The organism is Fibrobacter sp., from assembly GCF_017551775.1.
GTDB lineage: Bacteria > Fibrobacterota > Fibrobacteria > Fibrobacterales > Fibrobacteraceae > Fibrobacter.
Window position 1 is genome coordinate 25,536 of sequence record NZ_JAFZKX010000040.1, and the last position, 15,705, is coordinate 41,240.

The following is a 15,705-nucleotide window of genomic DNA, read 5'->3' on the forward strand; positions in this document are numbered from 1 at the left end:
ACCATCATCTCTTGAAAATCTTGTCGACCGTATCGGCGAACTCCTCGAAAGCGAACGTGCCTTCCAGTTCCGAGAGCGCCTTCACCAGCCCGCGGTAATGCCACTCGTGCTGCTTTTTGCTCTTGACATGGAACAGCTTCCACACCTCGTCACCGTGTTCCCTGAGGTCGCGGTAGATGGCGCGGGCATTGCTGAGTTTATCCGAAAGAGCGACGATTTTTGCATCGCGGGGCGCCGCCTTCAGCTGGTCGATGGCGATAGACTTGCGCAACTGCCAGCTTTCTTCTTCCGTCTTGCCGTTCACCACGATGTCGGATTCCGTTTCCACGAGCTGCGCGACCCGTTCGCCGAATTCACGCTTGACATCGGAATACTTCACGCCGGTATCTTCCACCGTGTCGTGGAGGGCAGCGGCAGCCAGAAGTTCCTGGTCGTTTGTCATGGTAGCGGCAATAGAGACCGCCTCCATCGGGTGGACGATGTACGGGAAACCCTTTCCCTTGCGTTCCATACCCTGGTGGGCCTTTACCGCGAAGACGATCGCCTTGTCAAGAATAGAAGTATCCATAATATTAATCTATACTAAAAACTAGCCAAGTGCAACATCCAGCGCCATCATCAGCGAAAAACCGACCGCAAAAAAGACCGTACCGATATTGGAATGGCGCCCTTCGGACATTTCCGGGATGAGTTCTTCCACAACAACGTAAATCATGGCACCCGCGGCGAAGCTGAGCAGGTAGGGCATGGCGGGCACGAAATGCTCCGCGAAGAAAATCATGAAAAGCGCCGCGACAGGTTCGACCGCGCCCGAAAGCGCACCGTATACAAACGATTTTTTCCGGGAAAGACCTTCGGCGCGCAGCGGCATAGAAATAATGGCGCCCTCGGGGAAGTTCTGGATGGCGATACCGATCGAGAGCGCAAGCGCCCCGAGCGCCGTAATATCGACATTCCCCGAAAGGAAACCCGCATAGACCACGCCGACCGCCATCCCCTCGGGAATATTGTGCAGCGTAACCGCGAAAACAAGCATGGCAGTCCCGGAAAGCCCGCTCTTCGGGCCCTCCTTCTCGTGATTCACGTGCATGTGCGGGACGACATTGTCAAGGAGCAAGAGGAAGAGGATTCCTATCCAGAAGCCCGCGACCGCGGGCACGAATGCGAACTTCCCGAGGGAAGCGGCACCATCCATAGCCGGGATCAGGAGGCTCCACACGCTGGCAGCGACCATGACGCCCGCCGCAAAGCCCGACATCGAGCGCTTGAGATTCTCCCCCATTTCGCGGCGGAGCAAGAAGACGCAAGCCGACCCGAGGACAGTCCCTAAGAATGGAATCAGAATGACCTTCAGCATATGTTTACCTTACAAAGAAATCTAATAATTTAATAACAAACAAGCGCCCCAAAGCCATATTTTATATCTTTAAAGCGTACGGAGAATTAACGACGTAGATTTCGTTTGGAGGCTATGATGACCGCTATAATCGGTGCCGTTTTGTTGATGGTCGTTGTCGTAATGAGCATCGCCCTGATTCTAGGGGCCCCGCTGGGTGCCTTCACCCTGGGCGGCCGATTCAAGGTGTTCCCGCCCAAGCTGCGCCTGGTGCTCGCCACGCAGATGCTGATGCAGCTTTTCTTCGCCGCCATACTCCTGCAGCTCGGCGGGCATATGGCCCCGTGGTTTTCGCATCAGGTTACCAAGGTCATCGGAATTGTCCTGGCCGCCTACCTGACCCTGAACAGCTTCGCCAATCTCGCCTCGAAAAGCAAGCAAGAGAAGTACGTGATGACACCCCTTTCGGTGGTCACGGCCATCTGCTATTGGATCAACGCCCTCGCATTTTAAATGGACTGCACAGGTGTTCAGTTGCTGGACGGATAAATAAGCCGAAATTCGGGGGAATGAGTCTCCGAGGTCGGGAAAAATGTTGAAGGAGCAATGCGGAACTAGTTCTTTATCCCTTTTCCCTCTTTCAGTGAATTTTGCAGGGTCTTTGAAGAACACCCAAGCGCATCTGCCGCATCTGCTTGTGTCTTATATTTTTTGCAGGCGTATTTTGCAAGAGCCTTATGGAAGAACTTGGTCGCTTCTTGCCATGATTTGTTTTCGAATTCAGGGAAAGCGGCAATATCGAATTCGCTCTTTTTAACGTCTTCAAATGAAATTTCTGCCAAAATTTCCTCTATTGATTTTTTGCCATTCCATGCAATAATTTGATAGGCTACGGACTGCAAATTGCGAAAATTACCCGGGAGTCGTGATTTTCGAAAAAATCTTATAAGGCATTCGTCTTCAGGAGCCTCCTGGGGTGAACTCTCTAAACATGACGAATTCCACACTTTCCGCCAGTCATCAAGCAAGTCCTCTCGACATTCTCGCAGTGGAGGGAGTTCTACCTTATAAAAAGAAATTCTATCATAAAAATCTGGATCTAGCCTTTCTTGCAGTTCTTTTTCCGGCAAATTAGAAGCACATACAAGTTCGATATTGGCTGTATTCTCTTCATTACTGCCAAGAGGGCGATAACGATGCTTTTTGTCTTGCAGTGTACGCACCAATTTTCGCTGTACGGATTTTGGCAAATCTTGAATCTCATCCAGGAAAAGAATTTTTCCCTTCGCTTCTTCCAAAAGACCTTTTTTATCTTCAATAGCCCCCGTAAATGCGCCCTTCACATGACCAAATATTGCCGATTCTGCCAACGTTGAATCTAGGGAACCACAAGCTACCGCTACAACCTTTTTGTTCTTTATTTCTGCAATATGAGATTCCACATGGCGGCTTTTACCAATACCACGTTCGCCAAGCAAAAGAAGCGGAACGTTTCGGACACTGGCATAAACCTTTATCTTCTCTATAGCATCCCGTCGCACTTTTGACTTTGCCTCAGGCTCGTAGCTCGGTTCGTTCGGATTCTCCCTTTCGTATTTACGAAACTCGCTTAAGTAAGTGGTTATCGGAAAGTCAACATCATCACACGAAGTTTGATTTGAATTAGGAACTTTTTGAGAAGAAACTATTTGCGTTCCTTTAGGAAAATTTCCACCCGCATACAATATGAGCCAGACCGCATGCATCGCAGGAGTACCCGCGGATACATTGATGATCAAGTTTCTCTCATCCCTTATCAAAGGCAATATTTGATCTTTAATCAATCCATAAATCTCTTTATGTGCTGTTGGATTTTTTAGCGCAAGTTCAATAGGCTCAATGGCGGGAAAAAGACCTTTCATTTCGTCTTTTCTTTCTGCAAAGCCTTTTTGATAAAGATATAGGATCTTTTCAATTTCACACGAAGATTTAAACTTGTCCACAAACGTCTCCAAAGTACCAGGATCATGGCCGGGAGACATCCAAGTAAGTAAAGTCACCTTTTTTTTCATGTTTTCAATATACAATTTTTTCGCTTTTAGGGAAATTTTTTTCTTATCACTTCGCATTAGGAAAAGATTTATTGGTAAAAAATTCCGTTTTTTCCCACTATTTCGCTCCATCTGATTTTTTGGCACGTTTTTTGCCATATTTTTCACGAAACCACAAAAAAATGTATATATCTATTAACAAAGGATGGTAAGCCATGAGTGTATTCAACAATGTCATCAACATTCAAGCCCGCCCGCTTCCTGTAATTATTCTTGCGGATGTAAGCGGTAGCATGAGTGAAATCGGCAAGCTCGATTCTTTGAAACTTGCTTTAAAAAATATGATTGCGTCATTCAAAAACGCTTCATCTTCATCTTTGGAAGCAGAAATCTATGTTTCGCTCATAACATTTGGCAATAATGCCACAAATATTGTTTTGGAGCCGCAGGCTGCAAGCGAAATTGCAAATGATGCATCCAAAATGAGCGCCATTGATGGGTTGGTGGCGGTTGGTAATACACCTCTTGGTGGAGCTTTAACAAGCCTCGTAGATATGCTGGAAAGGAGAGATATTTATCCATCTCGTGCATATCGTCCATTTATTGTTCTTGCATCTGATGGCAAGCCTAATGATTCCTGGCAAGATCCATTAAGTAGACTTCTTAATAGTGAGCGGAGCAAAAAAGCGACCCGTCTTGCGCTTGCTATTGGGGCGGATGCGGACGAAAACATGTTAAAAAAATTCGTGAATAATGATGAAATTCCTGTATTTAAAGCGAACAACGCCGCTGAAATACAAAAATTCTTCAAATGCGTCACGATGTCCGCCATTAAGAGTTCGCAATCGGCCAAGCCTGGCGAAATTAGCGCGAATGACATCATTGGCCTTTCTGAAAGTGTTAAGGATCTCTTTGATGAGGATTAACATTTGCTTTTAGAATATGTCACTAGTAGAAAATGGAAAACAGTCCAAGCTTCGGTACGGGGGCCTGGACATATCAAGGACAATCTTCCAAATCAAGATTGTACATATATTGGTTATGTTGACAAATTTCTATTAGTGATGGTTTGTGATGGATTAGGGTCCCATGCTCATAGTGATTATGGGGCGCAAACTTTGTGCAAATTATTCGCACCGTGTTTTAAGGAATGGAGTAAATACAAATCACATATTCCGACAGATTTTTTGCGACTATTACATTGCCAATGGTTAATGCATGTACGTAATTTTGGGGCAGATGAATGTGGTTGTACCTGCCAGTTTGCTATTGTTAATAGTAAGGGCAAAGGTTGGTTAGCCCAACTAGGAGATGGAATGACTCTTGTGCGACACAATGGGAAGATTGAGGCGTTTTCTGAAATCAAGGATGGTTTTGGTAACGAAACTTCCGCTATGGGGGACTATGATACCATTCCGTTTTGGCGTTTAAATAAGATAGAGTTAAGTTCTCCAAGCGATAGAATTCTTATGATGACAGATGGAATCAGCGAAGATATTTTATCTGATGCTATGGATGAATTTGTTTCTGTCTTTGATAATTTTTTTAAGGTTCCAATTAATCGAGCCCAAAAGAATCTAAAAGATGAACTGACACATTGGCCGACACAACACCATATTGATGACAAAACCATCGTTGCTATTGAAAGAAGGTGATTTGTTATGTTTACAGAAGAACTTGTAAAAGAAAATCGCATCATAGTAGTTGAAACTGAAAGCGCTGGCAAATTTGATTTAAAAGAATGTATTGGAGAAGGCGGACAGGGGGCTGTATATAAAACACAGCATCCAAATCTGCTTGTTAAATTAAGTTACGCATCAAAGGACAATTTCAATCCTAATATTGTTTATAGACGTTATAGGAATCTTCGTTCTAGAATAGACTTACCTAATAATTTGGCAAAGCCTTTAAATGAAATCAAGCCTATTATAAAGGGAGGAAAGGTTTTCTATGGTTACGTCATGGAACTGATGGAAGATATGGTTCCATTAAGCAGTCTTCATTGCAAAAAAGGCGAAGAATTTGCTTTATACATAGAACGACTCGGCGGAATTCGACGTATCTATACACTTTTGCGTAAACTAGCTGAAATACTTAATCAAATACATGCAGTCGGTTACTGTTATGGGGACTTGAACCCAAATAATATCTTTATTTCTAGCGATACTGAATTTAGCGAAGTACAACTTATCGACTGTGATAATATGACCATTGCTGCAGACTTCAAGGATTCAATATCGTTTAAGGGATTCTCTGCACCCGAAATTGTAAGAGAACATAAGTTCAATACACCTTTAAGTGACACATGGAGTTTTGCCGTAGTTGCGTTCTTTGCCCTTCGGCAGGAATTGCCATTTCATGGAAGACTTGTAACTGATGCGGCTACTATGGATATTTCAACCATAGAGAAAAAAGAAGAGGAAGCGGATCTTCCGTTTATCGATGATCAAGATGAAGATAACGTAGGAGAATCGGCCGTCTTTCGCGAAGTCATGGAAACGAAGAATTTGCAAGACCTGTTTAAAAGAACGTTTTCCGGTGAAAAGAATTTTTTGACAAGACCGGCTTTGTTTGAATGGATTGAGGCTCTTCAGATAGGCGAAAATTCATTCATGAAATGCAAAAATTGTGGAAAGCATTACATTAAGATGGGCAAGAAGTGCGAATGTCCTTTTTGCGATACAGAATCACATGTACCATACATCCTTTTGCTCAATATGATTTATACAGGGGGACAACTTATAGAAACAAGTTCTAGCCATCCCACATATTTGCTAGAAGATTCATCTGCCCTGTTGATTATTCCCATGGCAGAAACCAAATCGGCTAATATCAAAGTCTCGTTCAATGCTTCCAAGCAACAGTTAAGCCTTCTGCTGACAAATCAGGATGAACTTAAGGCGACCTTATTGATTGATAAAGAAAAGACAACTAAGAATTGTGCTCTAAAAAAAGATGTTCCTCTCCTTGTTAAAGTCAAAGAGGATTGCCGATGCTACATCTTTTTCCCAGAATACACTCTCACAGAAATTATAAACAACGAAGATGAATCCGAAGAAAGTTCTTCTTTAAAATTTAGGGGCGCAATCAAATTCAAGTATTGGGGTGAAGCATGAATAATGAGCAACTAAACATCATTGCGTGCAATTCCTCGGCTCAACTTGTAGATGTGATTGTTGATGATGATGGTAAAGTCGGTATCAATAGATTCGATGTTTGGGAACTTACTCCAAGTGGTTTTTTCAAGAATAGTAACCATCCTGAAAAAAAATACTTGCCTAAAAATTCATCTATAGATAATCAAGAATCTCTTTATATTGTCGATTCCATCAAACAGACGAATGGTTCCTATGAAATAGGCCTGAATCAATGGGATTTTGGCGGTCCCACTATTAAAGGGAATATAGGCCAAGTGTGCGACATTGTTGTTCCGACCCCTCTTCTCATAGCAGTCACTAAGAAAAAAAACTTTAAAGATGCTGAACAGGCTTTTGATTGGTTTAAGAACGAATTTCTTTTTCATACAACTGAAAATTTGTACTTATTCTTTAAAATATTGAGTAATGAGCCTGGTTTAGAAGGAGGATGGCTAGGACGAAAGAATATTGCAAATATTGAAAGCAAGAAGATTAATGGTAAGGACTATCTCTTTGTCAGTAGTTTAAAAAGGTCTCCGCAAAAGAAACTGAATATACAAAAGGGTATAGCGCACGTTCGGTTTGTATCGGAACAGGATGCTGTCGAAAGCGATCCTATTTTGAACGCTCAATTGGCAAAGCAGGCTGCAGATCCAAACTCCATCATCAACCTTTGGGAAAAATACAATCAGGTTGATGCAAATATGTTGGAGGATTATAAAAATCAATCAGGGATTCTCCGGATTGAAAAGATTTCGGCAAAAGGCGAAAATTGCAGCGCTACACTTCAGAATAAAACTGAGGAAATAGAAAATTTTAAGAACATATACAATCAGTTAAACAGCAATCAGAAAAATGCCTATTCCATTTATGTTTTCGCGGGAAAAAATAAACACCCAATATGTAATGAACACATTGATGAACAAAAACGAACCATCTCTTGGAAATGGAACGAACGAAAGCCACAATACAATAATAATGAAAAATTGGAACTAGAAGGTTTCGCCATTAATTTTATGCCATGGGCAATTGCCTCTAAACGCAGGACAGATGCTCTTGAAAAAGTTCGTACGCGAAACATCCCAATTCCCACTATTACAGACATCTTAAACAAAACAACGATGCCGTCATTCAGTTCGGCGACTACAAAAAAAGCGCCTACTGAATTGCAAATAGAAGCTGCGTTTGGTGATAGTAAGCCCAACGACGCTCAAATAAAGGCTCTTAAAGTTTGCCTTAATACTCCTGATATAGCTCTTATTCAAGGACCTCCTGGAACGGGAAAGACTCGCGTCATTAATGCATTACAAAAATACTTGCAATCAACAGACCCGAGGCATCCCGAAAAAATGCCGAGCATATTGCTGACAAGTTTTCAGCATGTGGCCGTTGACAATGTGGCTGATGGAAGTTCAATTTGGGGACTCCCTGTATTTCGTTTCTATGGGGAACAAAAGGACAAGGAGCAAATTTTTAGGGGGCTACAGCAATGGCAAGAAGAAACTGCGAAAAAGATAGATGAGCAAATAAACAAAGTGCAGATTAACTCCCGATACAAGGAATATGATAAGCTGCAAGTGAGTCTCAATGCGATAAGGGCAGCAAGATCCTCGTACGAGATTCGTAATTTAATACAAGAGATTATTGGCCTTTCGGCCACAAATAACTTTCTTTCGCCATCAGAAGTTTCGACTCTTAAAGATTTTAAAAAAAGATTCCAAAGCAAGCAGATGGATTATCGATTCTATCAATGCCTAATGGGGTTAAGAACGACTCCCGTGGGATTTAATGATGATGGAAAGAGAATGATTGAGCGATTGTTGGAATACTACGACTTGCGTAAGGATTCTTTAAATTGCGATGCAGTGGAGAATGGGTACGAAAGATTACAGAAACTGATGGAATCTACACCTAGCAAAGAAGATTTTGATTGGATTGAATGGCTTAAAGATGAAGGCATTGCTCAAATGGTGCATAATCCGACAAATTCTTTTGACCATCGGCTATTCACAATGCTTCAAGACTATATTGAGACGACCATAATTCCCAATATCAAGGAGCGTATTAGGCAAACTGATATTCAAAAGTACATTATTTTGAACGGATATAAGGAAAATGTCGGCTTCAAGTCTATTAGGAATGCAATGCTCCGTTACGCTATGACTTATGCGGCGACTGTTCAGCAATCCAAAAGCGAGTCTTTTGTCCGGCTCCTCGGGGAAAAAAACTTTGAATTCGACTATGTCATCATTGATGAAGCGGCTCGTGCAAATCCGCTTGATCTATTCATTCCGATTACTTTAGCACGAAAAAAAGTTATACTGGTAGGCGATCATAAACAACTTCCTCAATTAGTTGATCAAGATATTTTGGAGCAGATGGAGTCTAACAACGATTCTGAGGAGCGATTTGAAGAACTAAAAGGCTTTATGGAAAAGTCGCTGTTTGAATCCCTTTGGAATTACTTAAAAATGGAACGAAACGATGGCGTTGTACGCACAGTAACGCTTGATACTCAATACCGCATGCCGAAAAAATTGAGCGATTTTGTGAGCAAAAATTTTTATGGTGAAGAAACTCATATTCAAACTGGCAAAAATCCCAACGACTGCATTCATCACGTTTCTAGGTATATAAAGAAAAACGGTGAGTGTAAGTGCGCAGTCTGGGAAAACGTTGATGGTAAAGAATCCGGGAAAATAAGCAAAACGAACGAAGCCGAGGCGGAACTGATTATCAAACGTATAAGGGAAATTGTAAAAGAAACCGATGAATCAATTGGTGTTATTGCCTCGTATAGCGCCCAAACAAGGCTCATTGATAAAATGGCGAAATCAGATGCCGAACTGAAAAAAAGGATTGATTCCAAACAGTTGGAAATTGGGTCAATTGATGCTTTTCAGGGACGACAATTTGACATTGTATTTTTCTCTGTCGTTCGCAGCAATGACAAAAACATCTTTGGCTTCTTGAAATCGGAAAATCGACTAAATGTTGCTTTTTCGCGACAAAAGAAACTCCTCGTAGTTGTAGGGAATCGAAATATGTATGAAACTGAAAAAGCTCAAGAAGATGTCCCTGCCTTGAAGGAATTCATCAAGCTTGCTGACGAGGAGAAATAGCATGGAAATTGCAAATCTGTTTTGCAACTCTTGTGAGTGTCCCAAGGGGGACTACTTCGCCTTGCCTGTCGTTATATGGGATATCTTGGTTGCTGAAGCGGAGATTCCCGAGAATTTCTTCTCTAACTTAATTTTAGATTTTCTCCAAACTGGTGACAAGACTATCCATGAGCTCCATGAACTAACCAATCTTGATGAATCTCTTGTTCGCTATATTCTTGAACATGATCTCAGAGGACAAGTCACAAAAGGAATTGATAAATGGCATGTGCCAGAAGGAAATACCAAGACCAAAACAAAAATCAAGAAAACTCGAATTGTTGTGTTGCAATCTATGTTGACAGGGCAGTTGATTCCTCATCCCCTAAAGAATGGTGGACTCGCATCTATTGATTATCTGCAAATTGAAAAGGGAATTTCTATTGTCGGAGGAACCAAGGGAAGACCTTGTAATATCAAGCCCTTTATTGTATATCCTCGACCAGATGAACATGGAGAGTTCGCTCCCGATATTTCGCAAGAAGACATTTACGGTATGTGGAAGGAATATCAGCAAATTGACTGCGATATAGCCATGTCTGACTACGATGATGTTAAATCAGGTTACATCGAACAGCCGGATAAAATTATTTCTATCGAGAGACGTGATACAGATTCCGGTATATGTAATTATCTACTAGTCAAGGTCAATAAGATATCTGAAGGTGAAGCTTTCCAATGTATTGATATGTTGGAAGACAATTCTAAAATTCCAATGGAATTTCTTGCAAATGAACTTAATGTGGCTCTTGAACAAAATGAAAAAATGGGGGCGTTTTTAGGACTCAAATCAATAGAGATCCCTATTGCACTTCAAGATCGTATCCAGAGCAGATATCCGTATTTTAATGATGATATTATTATTGAAATCTGCAGATTTTTTGTATTAAAAGATATTCTAGCAGACGATACGGATAACTCACTTGATTTAAGCGATGCGTTTCTTACCCGAATGCAAAATATGTACGAAAGTATTCTCAGGACAAAAAATACCCTTTATGATAAGGAACTCATAAAAATTTCCCGTAAGGATGAACAAGAGCGCCGTTACTATTTAGAGGCTGGTCTAAGAATGCGTAATTTAGAACTAGACGAGGTCACAAAGAAAGCTTTGACAAATGAAGATGTATGGCGAAATATGACCCGAAAAAAGCCATCCTTAAAGTCGTTACTAATTAGGCATTTACTCTTTTATCTTGACCATCCTAAAAATCCGCTTGCCTGGTTTGCGGCACTGCTAGATCAAAACGGATTGTTGAAGGATGACCTTAGACTTATTATTGAATTGGTGAACACACGAAACATCTATGATCATTTTAACACGGATAGAAACCCTATTCCGTATCCATACATTAACATCTATAATAAAATTGAGAAACAATTGGATATTTTACACGAGGCCTACAAATGAGCAAAAAGAACAAGAATAAGAACAAAAATCAGCCTTCCGCTCCACAACGTCATGCACCTATAAGTATGGCCGATGTGAAAAACCTATTCTCTCCACTAAAGGACACCATTGAAAGCGCTCCTGCAATTTCAAGTAATGATGGTTCCGCAACGGTCACTACGCCTCCCAAGGAGTCTCTACTAGACAAAATTAAAAGTCTAGTACCTTCCGAAAAGAAGCTGTCTGACGATGAAAAAAACATCCTTGATACATTGCAAAGAGATCTTAAGGTAGCCATTGATTTATACAACATGGCGAAAAAAGATTGCGACGGCGTCAAAGCTGATTACAACGCCAAAATTGCAAATTTAGGAAAAACAGCTAAAGATCAAGAAGATAAAGCGCGTAAGCTAGAGGAAAAGAAAGGTAATCTTGACAAACGAGAAACTGGACTCAATGAACGTTTGGACAAACTAGATGATAGAGAATCCAAACTCAATACGCTCAAAAATGAGGTCGATCAAAAAGAGGCTGAGAATAAAAAAGAAAGTGAGCGCTTAAATAAATTAGACGCAGAAATTAAGCAAAGAGAAGCCGAAGCCAATGCCGGATTTATCGCAAATGAGACTAGATGGAAAAATGAAATTACAGAAAAACTCAACAAAGATCTTCAATCGACAAGAGAATCTTTGCAAAAACAAATTAATGAATATCAGGAAGAAAAGGCCTCTTTATATTTTAATCAACAGAAATGTATCCTTGAAAAAACAGAATACGAGAATAAGAAAAAGGCCTTTGACGATGTGAAAGCAGAAATTCGAGACGATTACAAGCGAGAATTAGAACAGAGGAAAAGTGATTATAATGCTCAAATTACAGAATTGACTAAGGAGAAAGAGAGTCTGCTATGTCAATTAAAGAGCTATAAGGACATTAAGTCGCAACTTGATGGAATGAGTGCCGAAGAAGCCAAGGAGTTAATCAATTCGCTTCGCATAGAAAATGAGAAACTCAAATTGGAGCGTAATACGCTATGGAGTCCAGAACATCAGCAGCAAATGCAAGATGATTTGGAAACGTTCAAAGATAAATATGAAGCAGCTATCGCTGAAAAGAATGCTCTCTTTAATCAGATGATGGATTATCGAAGAAAAATTGTTGACAATGATGGCCTGATTGCATATAAAAATACTTTAGAGACTCACAATAAGGCCCTTAAAGCTGCTCAAGATCAACTGCGTGAAGAGCTCAATGAACTCACCAAAAAAGATAAGAATAAGGATATTTTTGCAGAATTCAAAAATATTGATAGCAGATGCAATCATAAATATATCAGTTTTACCCAAAAATCCGGTGACCTTAAGGATTTTGTAAATGCAGTTGGATACCAACTGACGCAATATCAACCAAATCTTTTCTACACTCGCGAAACGTTGCAGCTGTTCGTGGGTGGACTTGCCATGAGTCGCTTAATACTGTTGCAGGGTATTAGCGGAACGGGAAAGACCAAACTTGCTCAGGCGTTCGCCTCTATTGTTGGCGACAATTCCGATGGTCGTCAATCGGAAAAAGATTCCTGTAGTTACATTATCCCAGTTCAAGCGGGATGGCGCGATAACCAAGATTTGCTGGGCTACTACAATGCTTTTGAAAAGAAGTTTTATGAGAAACCTTTCTCCAAAGGCCTGTACACTGCATCTACACCCCAGTTTAGAAATCGTCTATTTTTCTTAATTCTAGATGAAATGAACCTGTCGCACCCAGAACAGTACTTTGCTGATTTCATTTCTGCAATGGAACAAGCAAATAGTTCCATATTTGACAACCTTAAAGTTGAACTTCTTTCTGGGATGCCCAAAGAAATTATGGAGTCAGACCGTTGGCCCATGCACCTCGAAAATGAAAAAATTATCGTTCCTCCCAACGTATGGTTTATCGGAACAGCAAACCATGACGAAACAACAATGGAATTTGCCGACAAAACATACGACCGTGCTCATGTCATGGTGATGGAACGAAATACTCAAAAAACTTCCTATGATAAAGTAGGAAAAGGTTCTGCCCACTGGTCCGCCGAGGATTTGAGAAACGCCTTTGTAGAAGCGCAAGAATCAAGCGAGGGAGAAAAACAATCGGATTGGGTCACTGAAAAATTACATTCCCTCAAGGATATTCTTAAATCCGAATTTGATGTTTCTTTTGGCAATCGTCTCGAAAGACAGATTAGGGATTTCGTTCCGGTAGTCTGTGCCGCAGGAGGAACAGAGGAACTCGCCCTAGACCATCTCCTGGCAACAAAGATTGTCCGAAAGGGAAAAATTACGGGACTATTTGGTGTACAAGAAGATTCGCTCGTAAAACTCAAGGATGAAATCCAGAAAAATATAAAGCTAGGTGATGATTCCGCGACAATCAAACTTCTTGACCAAGACATCGCTGCAAAAAGACGAGGTGCATAATGTTCGACATCTTCTTGCAAAAAGATGTTGAAAAAGATTTCCCTGATTGCGGAGGTCTCTATGCACAAAGCAAAGAGGACGCACAAAAAGGGAATATTATCTACCACTTTGATGAAATCGAAATCAAGGACTCCACACCCATATCTCGCGATATTTTAAGCGCATTTCGGTTACTCGCCAATGACAAGGAGGAATCTTTCTTTTCGCTATGTGATGATCCCGAAAACCTTGACCGCAATCCGCTAGAGCGATTCCTCCAAAAAGATATTGAACAAATCCGGCGAAATGACCCTCTCACCCATCTAAAAGAAGTTGTCGCCAGGCCGATTCTCGACTTGAAAGAAGAAGAAATCAAGCAGCCAACAAGCCGAGTCAAAAAATTCGCCCCCCGCGCTTTGGAATATCTAGCAGGGCATTCCGAAGATTGGCGAAATCGTTCTTTTGTGGGCGTTCATCCACAGCGTATTCTCTCCTTGGTAAGAGACGACAAATGGGAAACTTACGAAAACCGTTTGATGTACACGCTTTGCAAAATATTGATTTCCTTAATCAATCAAAGGCTGCAAGAGCTAAAGAATATAGACAACGCCTATTACGAAATTGAACTGTATTATCAGGAAACAAACAACATAGATTTCAATTCTATGGGCAAAGAACTAAATTTCCTGTTAAATCGATATAGTCAAGAAACAGTAAAAGAAAATAGGGACCTACTGAAACAAACTATAGATTTTCTAAAGTACCTGCAACGTTCCATATCTGCCTTTTGGAATTCGCCGCTATTCAACAATTTGAAAACCATACCCAATATTGAAGTTGACATCAACCACGACATTATGACAAATGTCTTGATGAACAACCAGCATTATTCATATTTGCCCAAAATACAGAAAGAGGTAAAGAGAGCGCGAATCGCAAAACTTTCCAAAACAGAAAAAAAAGACGAACAAGTTTCGTTGCGGAACTACGAAAAAGTATTCGTCAAGCGATGCATTAACGACTTCAAGAAAGAAAACAGAGAATGCTGGACATACTTGGAACTCAAATCAAAAGAAACGCCATATAGCTTTGAATTTGAGGCACGCGAGAAAAAACTGCGTTTCGTTTTTGTCACCTCAAAGCCAACAAGCATCTACGAATCTTGCATTCCTACAAAAAAAACGAGCGAGGTATCGGTCCTTGTATATCCACAAAGTGACCCCTATCTTAACGATAACGGAAGCAACTACTTTACCATCCAGCAGATGTTCAAAGACTGCAAGCCCTATATGATATTGGGGATTTCCCCGCAATCCATATTTTCAAAATTACTTATTCAAAGAATAATTCTTCAATGGGCGTGGCCCATCCTTATGCACCAATATCCATTTGAGATAACTCAAAACAGATTCATTAAGGATTTAGTGCCCACCCTTTTGAACAAGAAATTCCTGCTTGAAAGTTACGATATAAAGAAATTCAAGAATCAAGTTGACGAACAAGAAAGAACCAACAGAGTTCAAAAAAGAGATTTATATACCTATCGCAAGAATTGCGACGAAGACATAAAGATTCTTGAAGCGGGGAATACTCTCGTAAATCTAGTCTTGACATGTCCCTGTTGTAAGAGTACAGGAAAATTGCATGACGGGGCGACCAATGACAACTTTTTGGTTTCCTGCAATAATTGCCATAGCCGTTGGAGCAGAAACGGAAACAAAATCAAATGGTCATTCAAAGACACAAAACTTCATGGGAAATGGGAATCTTTTGAATTAAAAATTTAATTCTGTCCATAACATATTTGTGAATATCTATATAAGAAAAATTTTTCTTATATAACGAAATTTTTTATACGTGAGGTAAGTTATCCACCCCAAAAACGGCGATTTTGGCCTTTTTTCCTTTTGGCATGCATTTTGCTTTTCTGAGAGTGTCGAAGAACACAAACAAGGAGTGCAAAATGTCATACATATCCAGCAATAAGGAAATCCGTGATTTCGTCCTGAACCTGCTCCGCTCTGGGCAATGGGAGATTACTCGGCATGGGAAGCACGTCATTATCCGGCACACGGCAAAAGGGGCCAACAAGACTGTTGTGATTCCCAGTACGCCGAGCGATCCGAGAACCTTTGATAACTTCCGGCGAGACTATTTTCGCTACTTACGGCAGTATCTTATTCAATCGGGGTGGATTCGAACGAATTCCAAAC

General features: G+C 40.9%; 11 protein-coding genes. 8 read left to right on the forward strand and 3 right to left on the reverse strand.

Annotated elements, in window-relative coordinates:
• Nucleotides 1-4 precede the first annotated feature (4 nt).
• Both IK012_RS04985 and IK012_RS04990 read right to left on the reverse strand, forming a co-directional pair.
• Nucleotides 5-568, reverse strand: a complete 564-nt coding sequence (locus IK012_RS04985; RefSeq protein ID WP_290951367.1) for an HD domain-containing protein — start codon at nt 566-568, stop codon at nt 5-7.
• Nucleotides 569-589: 21 nt separating this feature from the next.
• Nucleotides 590-1,357, reverse strand: a complete 768-nt coding sequence (locus tag IK012_RS04990) for a ZIP family metal transporter (RefSeq protein ID WP_290951371.1) — start codon at nt 1,355-1,357, stop codon at nt 590-592.
• 114 nt (nt 1,358-1,471) lie between these two features.
• Between IK012_RS04990 and IK012_RS04995 the strand changes: the two genes are divergently transcribed.
• A complete protein-coding gene (locus tag IK012_RS04995) occupies nt 1,472-1,849 on the forward strand; it encodes a hypothetical protein (RefSeq protein ID WP_206673114.1) in 378 nt (125 codons plus the stop codon).
• A gap of 101 nt (nt 1,850-1,950) precedes the next feature.
• Here the strand turns inward: IK012_RS04995 and IK012_RS05000 are convergent, their stop codons facing one another.
• Nucleotides 1,951-3,525, reverse strand: coding sequence for a sigma 54-interacting transcriptional regulator (locus IK012_RS05000; RefSeq protein WP_290951437.1), 1,575 nt, complete (start codon nt 3,523-3,525; stop codon nt 1,951-1,953).
• 56 nt (nt 3,526-3,581) lie between these two features.
• Here IK012_RS05000 and IK012_RS05005 point away from each other — a divergent pair, with 56 nt between their 5' ends.
• Genes IK012_RS05005 through IK012_RS05035 form a run of 7 tightly spaced genes read left to right on the forward strand, consistent with a single transcriptional unit; the run spans nt 3,582 to nt 15,279 of the window.
• A complete protein-coding gene (locus IK012_RS05005) occupies nt 3,582-4,292 on the forward strand; it encodes a VWA domain-containing protein (RefSeq protein WP_290951378.1) in 711 nt (236 codons plus the stop codon).
• Nucleotides 4,293-4,295: 3 nt separating this feature from the next.
• A complete protein-coding gene (locus IK012_RS05010; RefSeq protein ID WP_290951383.1) occupies nt 4,296-5,021 on the forward strand; it encodes a PP2C family serine/threonine-protein phosphatase in 726 nt (241 codons plus the stop codon).
• A gap of 6 nt (nt 5,022-5,027) precedes the next feature.
• Nucleotides 5,028-6,482 (forward strand): lipopolysaccharide kinase InaA family protein, encoded by a 1,455-nt coding sequence (locus IK012_RS05015; RefSeq protein ID WP_290951386.1) that lies wholly within the window; start codon nt 5,028-5,030, stop codon nt 6,480-6,482.
• A complete protein-coding gene (locus IK012_RS05020) occupies nt 6,479-9,625 on the forward strand; it encodes an ATP-binding protein (protein WP_290951389.1) in 3,147 nt (1,048 codons plus the stop codon). Before IK012_RS05015 ends, IK012_RS05020 begins: the two co-directional genes overlap by 4 nt.
• A gap of 1 nt (nt 9,626) precedes the next feature.
• Entirely contained in the window at nt 9,627-11,075 is a 1,449-nt protein-coding gene (locus IK012_RS05025) for a hypothetical protein (protein WP_290951392.1), read from the forward strand.
• A complete protein-coding gene (locus IK012_RS05030; RefSeq protein WP_290951395.1) occupies nt 11,072-13,513 on the forward strand; it encodes a hypothetical protein in 2,442 nt (813 codons plus the stop codon). Before IK012_RS05025 ends, IK012_RS05030 begins: the two co-directional genes overlap by 4 nt.
• Nucleotides 13,513-15,279, forward strand: a complete 1,767-nt coding sequence (locus IK012_RS05035) for a hypothetical protein (protein WP_290951397.1) — start codon at nt 13,513-13,515, stop codon at nt 15,277-15,279. Before IK012_RS05030 ends, IK012_RS05035 begins: the two co-directional genes overlap by 1 nt.
• Nucleotides 15,280-15,705: the final 426 nt, after the last annotated feature.

Bases quoted from the DNA above. Each gene is read 5' to 3' on its own strand.
- IK012_RS04985 (WP_290951367.1), bottom strand. From the start codon at position 568: ATGGATACTTCTATTCTTGACAAGGCGATCGTCTTCGCGGTAAAGGCC.
- IK012_RS04990 (WP_290951371.1), bottom strand. From the start codon at position 1,357: ATGCTGAAGGTCATTCTGATTCCATTCTTAGGGACTGTCCTCGGGTCG.
- IK012_RS04995 (WP_206673114.1), top strand. From the start codon at position 1,472: ATGATGACCGCTATAATCGGTGCCGTTTTGTTGATGGTCGTTGTCGTA.
- IK012_RS05000 (WP_290951437.1), bottom strand. From the start codon at position 3,525: ATGGCAAAAAACGTGCCAAAAAATCAGATGGAGCGAAATAGTGGGAAA.
- IK012_RS05005 (WP_290951378.1), top strand. From the start codon at position 3,582: ATGAGTGTATTCAACAATGTCATCAACATTCAAGCCCGCCCGCTTCCT.
- IK012_RS05015 (WP_290951386.1), top strand. From the start codon at position 5,028: ATGTTTACAGAAGAACTTGTAAAAGAAAATCGCATCATAGTAGTTGAA.
- IK012_RS05020 (WP_290951389.1), top strand. From the start codon at position 6,479: ATGAATAATGAGCAACTAAACATCATTGCGTGCAATTCCTCGGCTCAA.
- IK012_RS05025 (WP_290951392.1), top strand. From the start codon at position 9,627: ATGGAAATTGCAAATCTGTTTTGCAACTCTTGTGAGTGTCCCAAGGGG.
- IK012_RS05030 (WP_290951395.1), top strand. From the start codon at position 11,072: ATGAGCAAAAAGAACAAGAATAAGAACAAAAATCAGCCTTCCGCTCCA.
- IK012_RS05035 (WP_290951397.1), top strand. From the start codon at position 13,513: ATGTTCGACATCTTCTTGCAAAAAGATGTTGAAAAAGATTTCCCTGAT.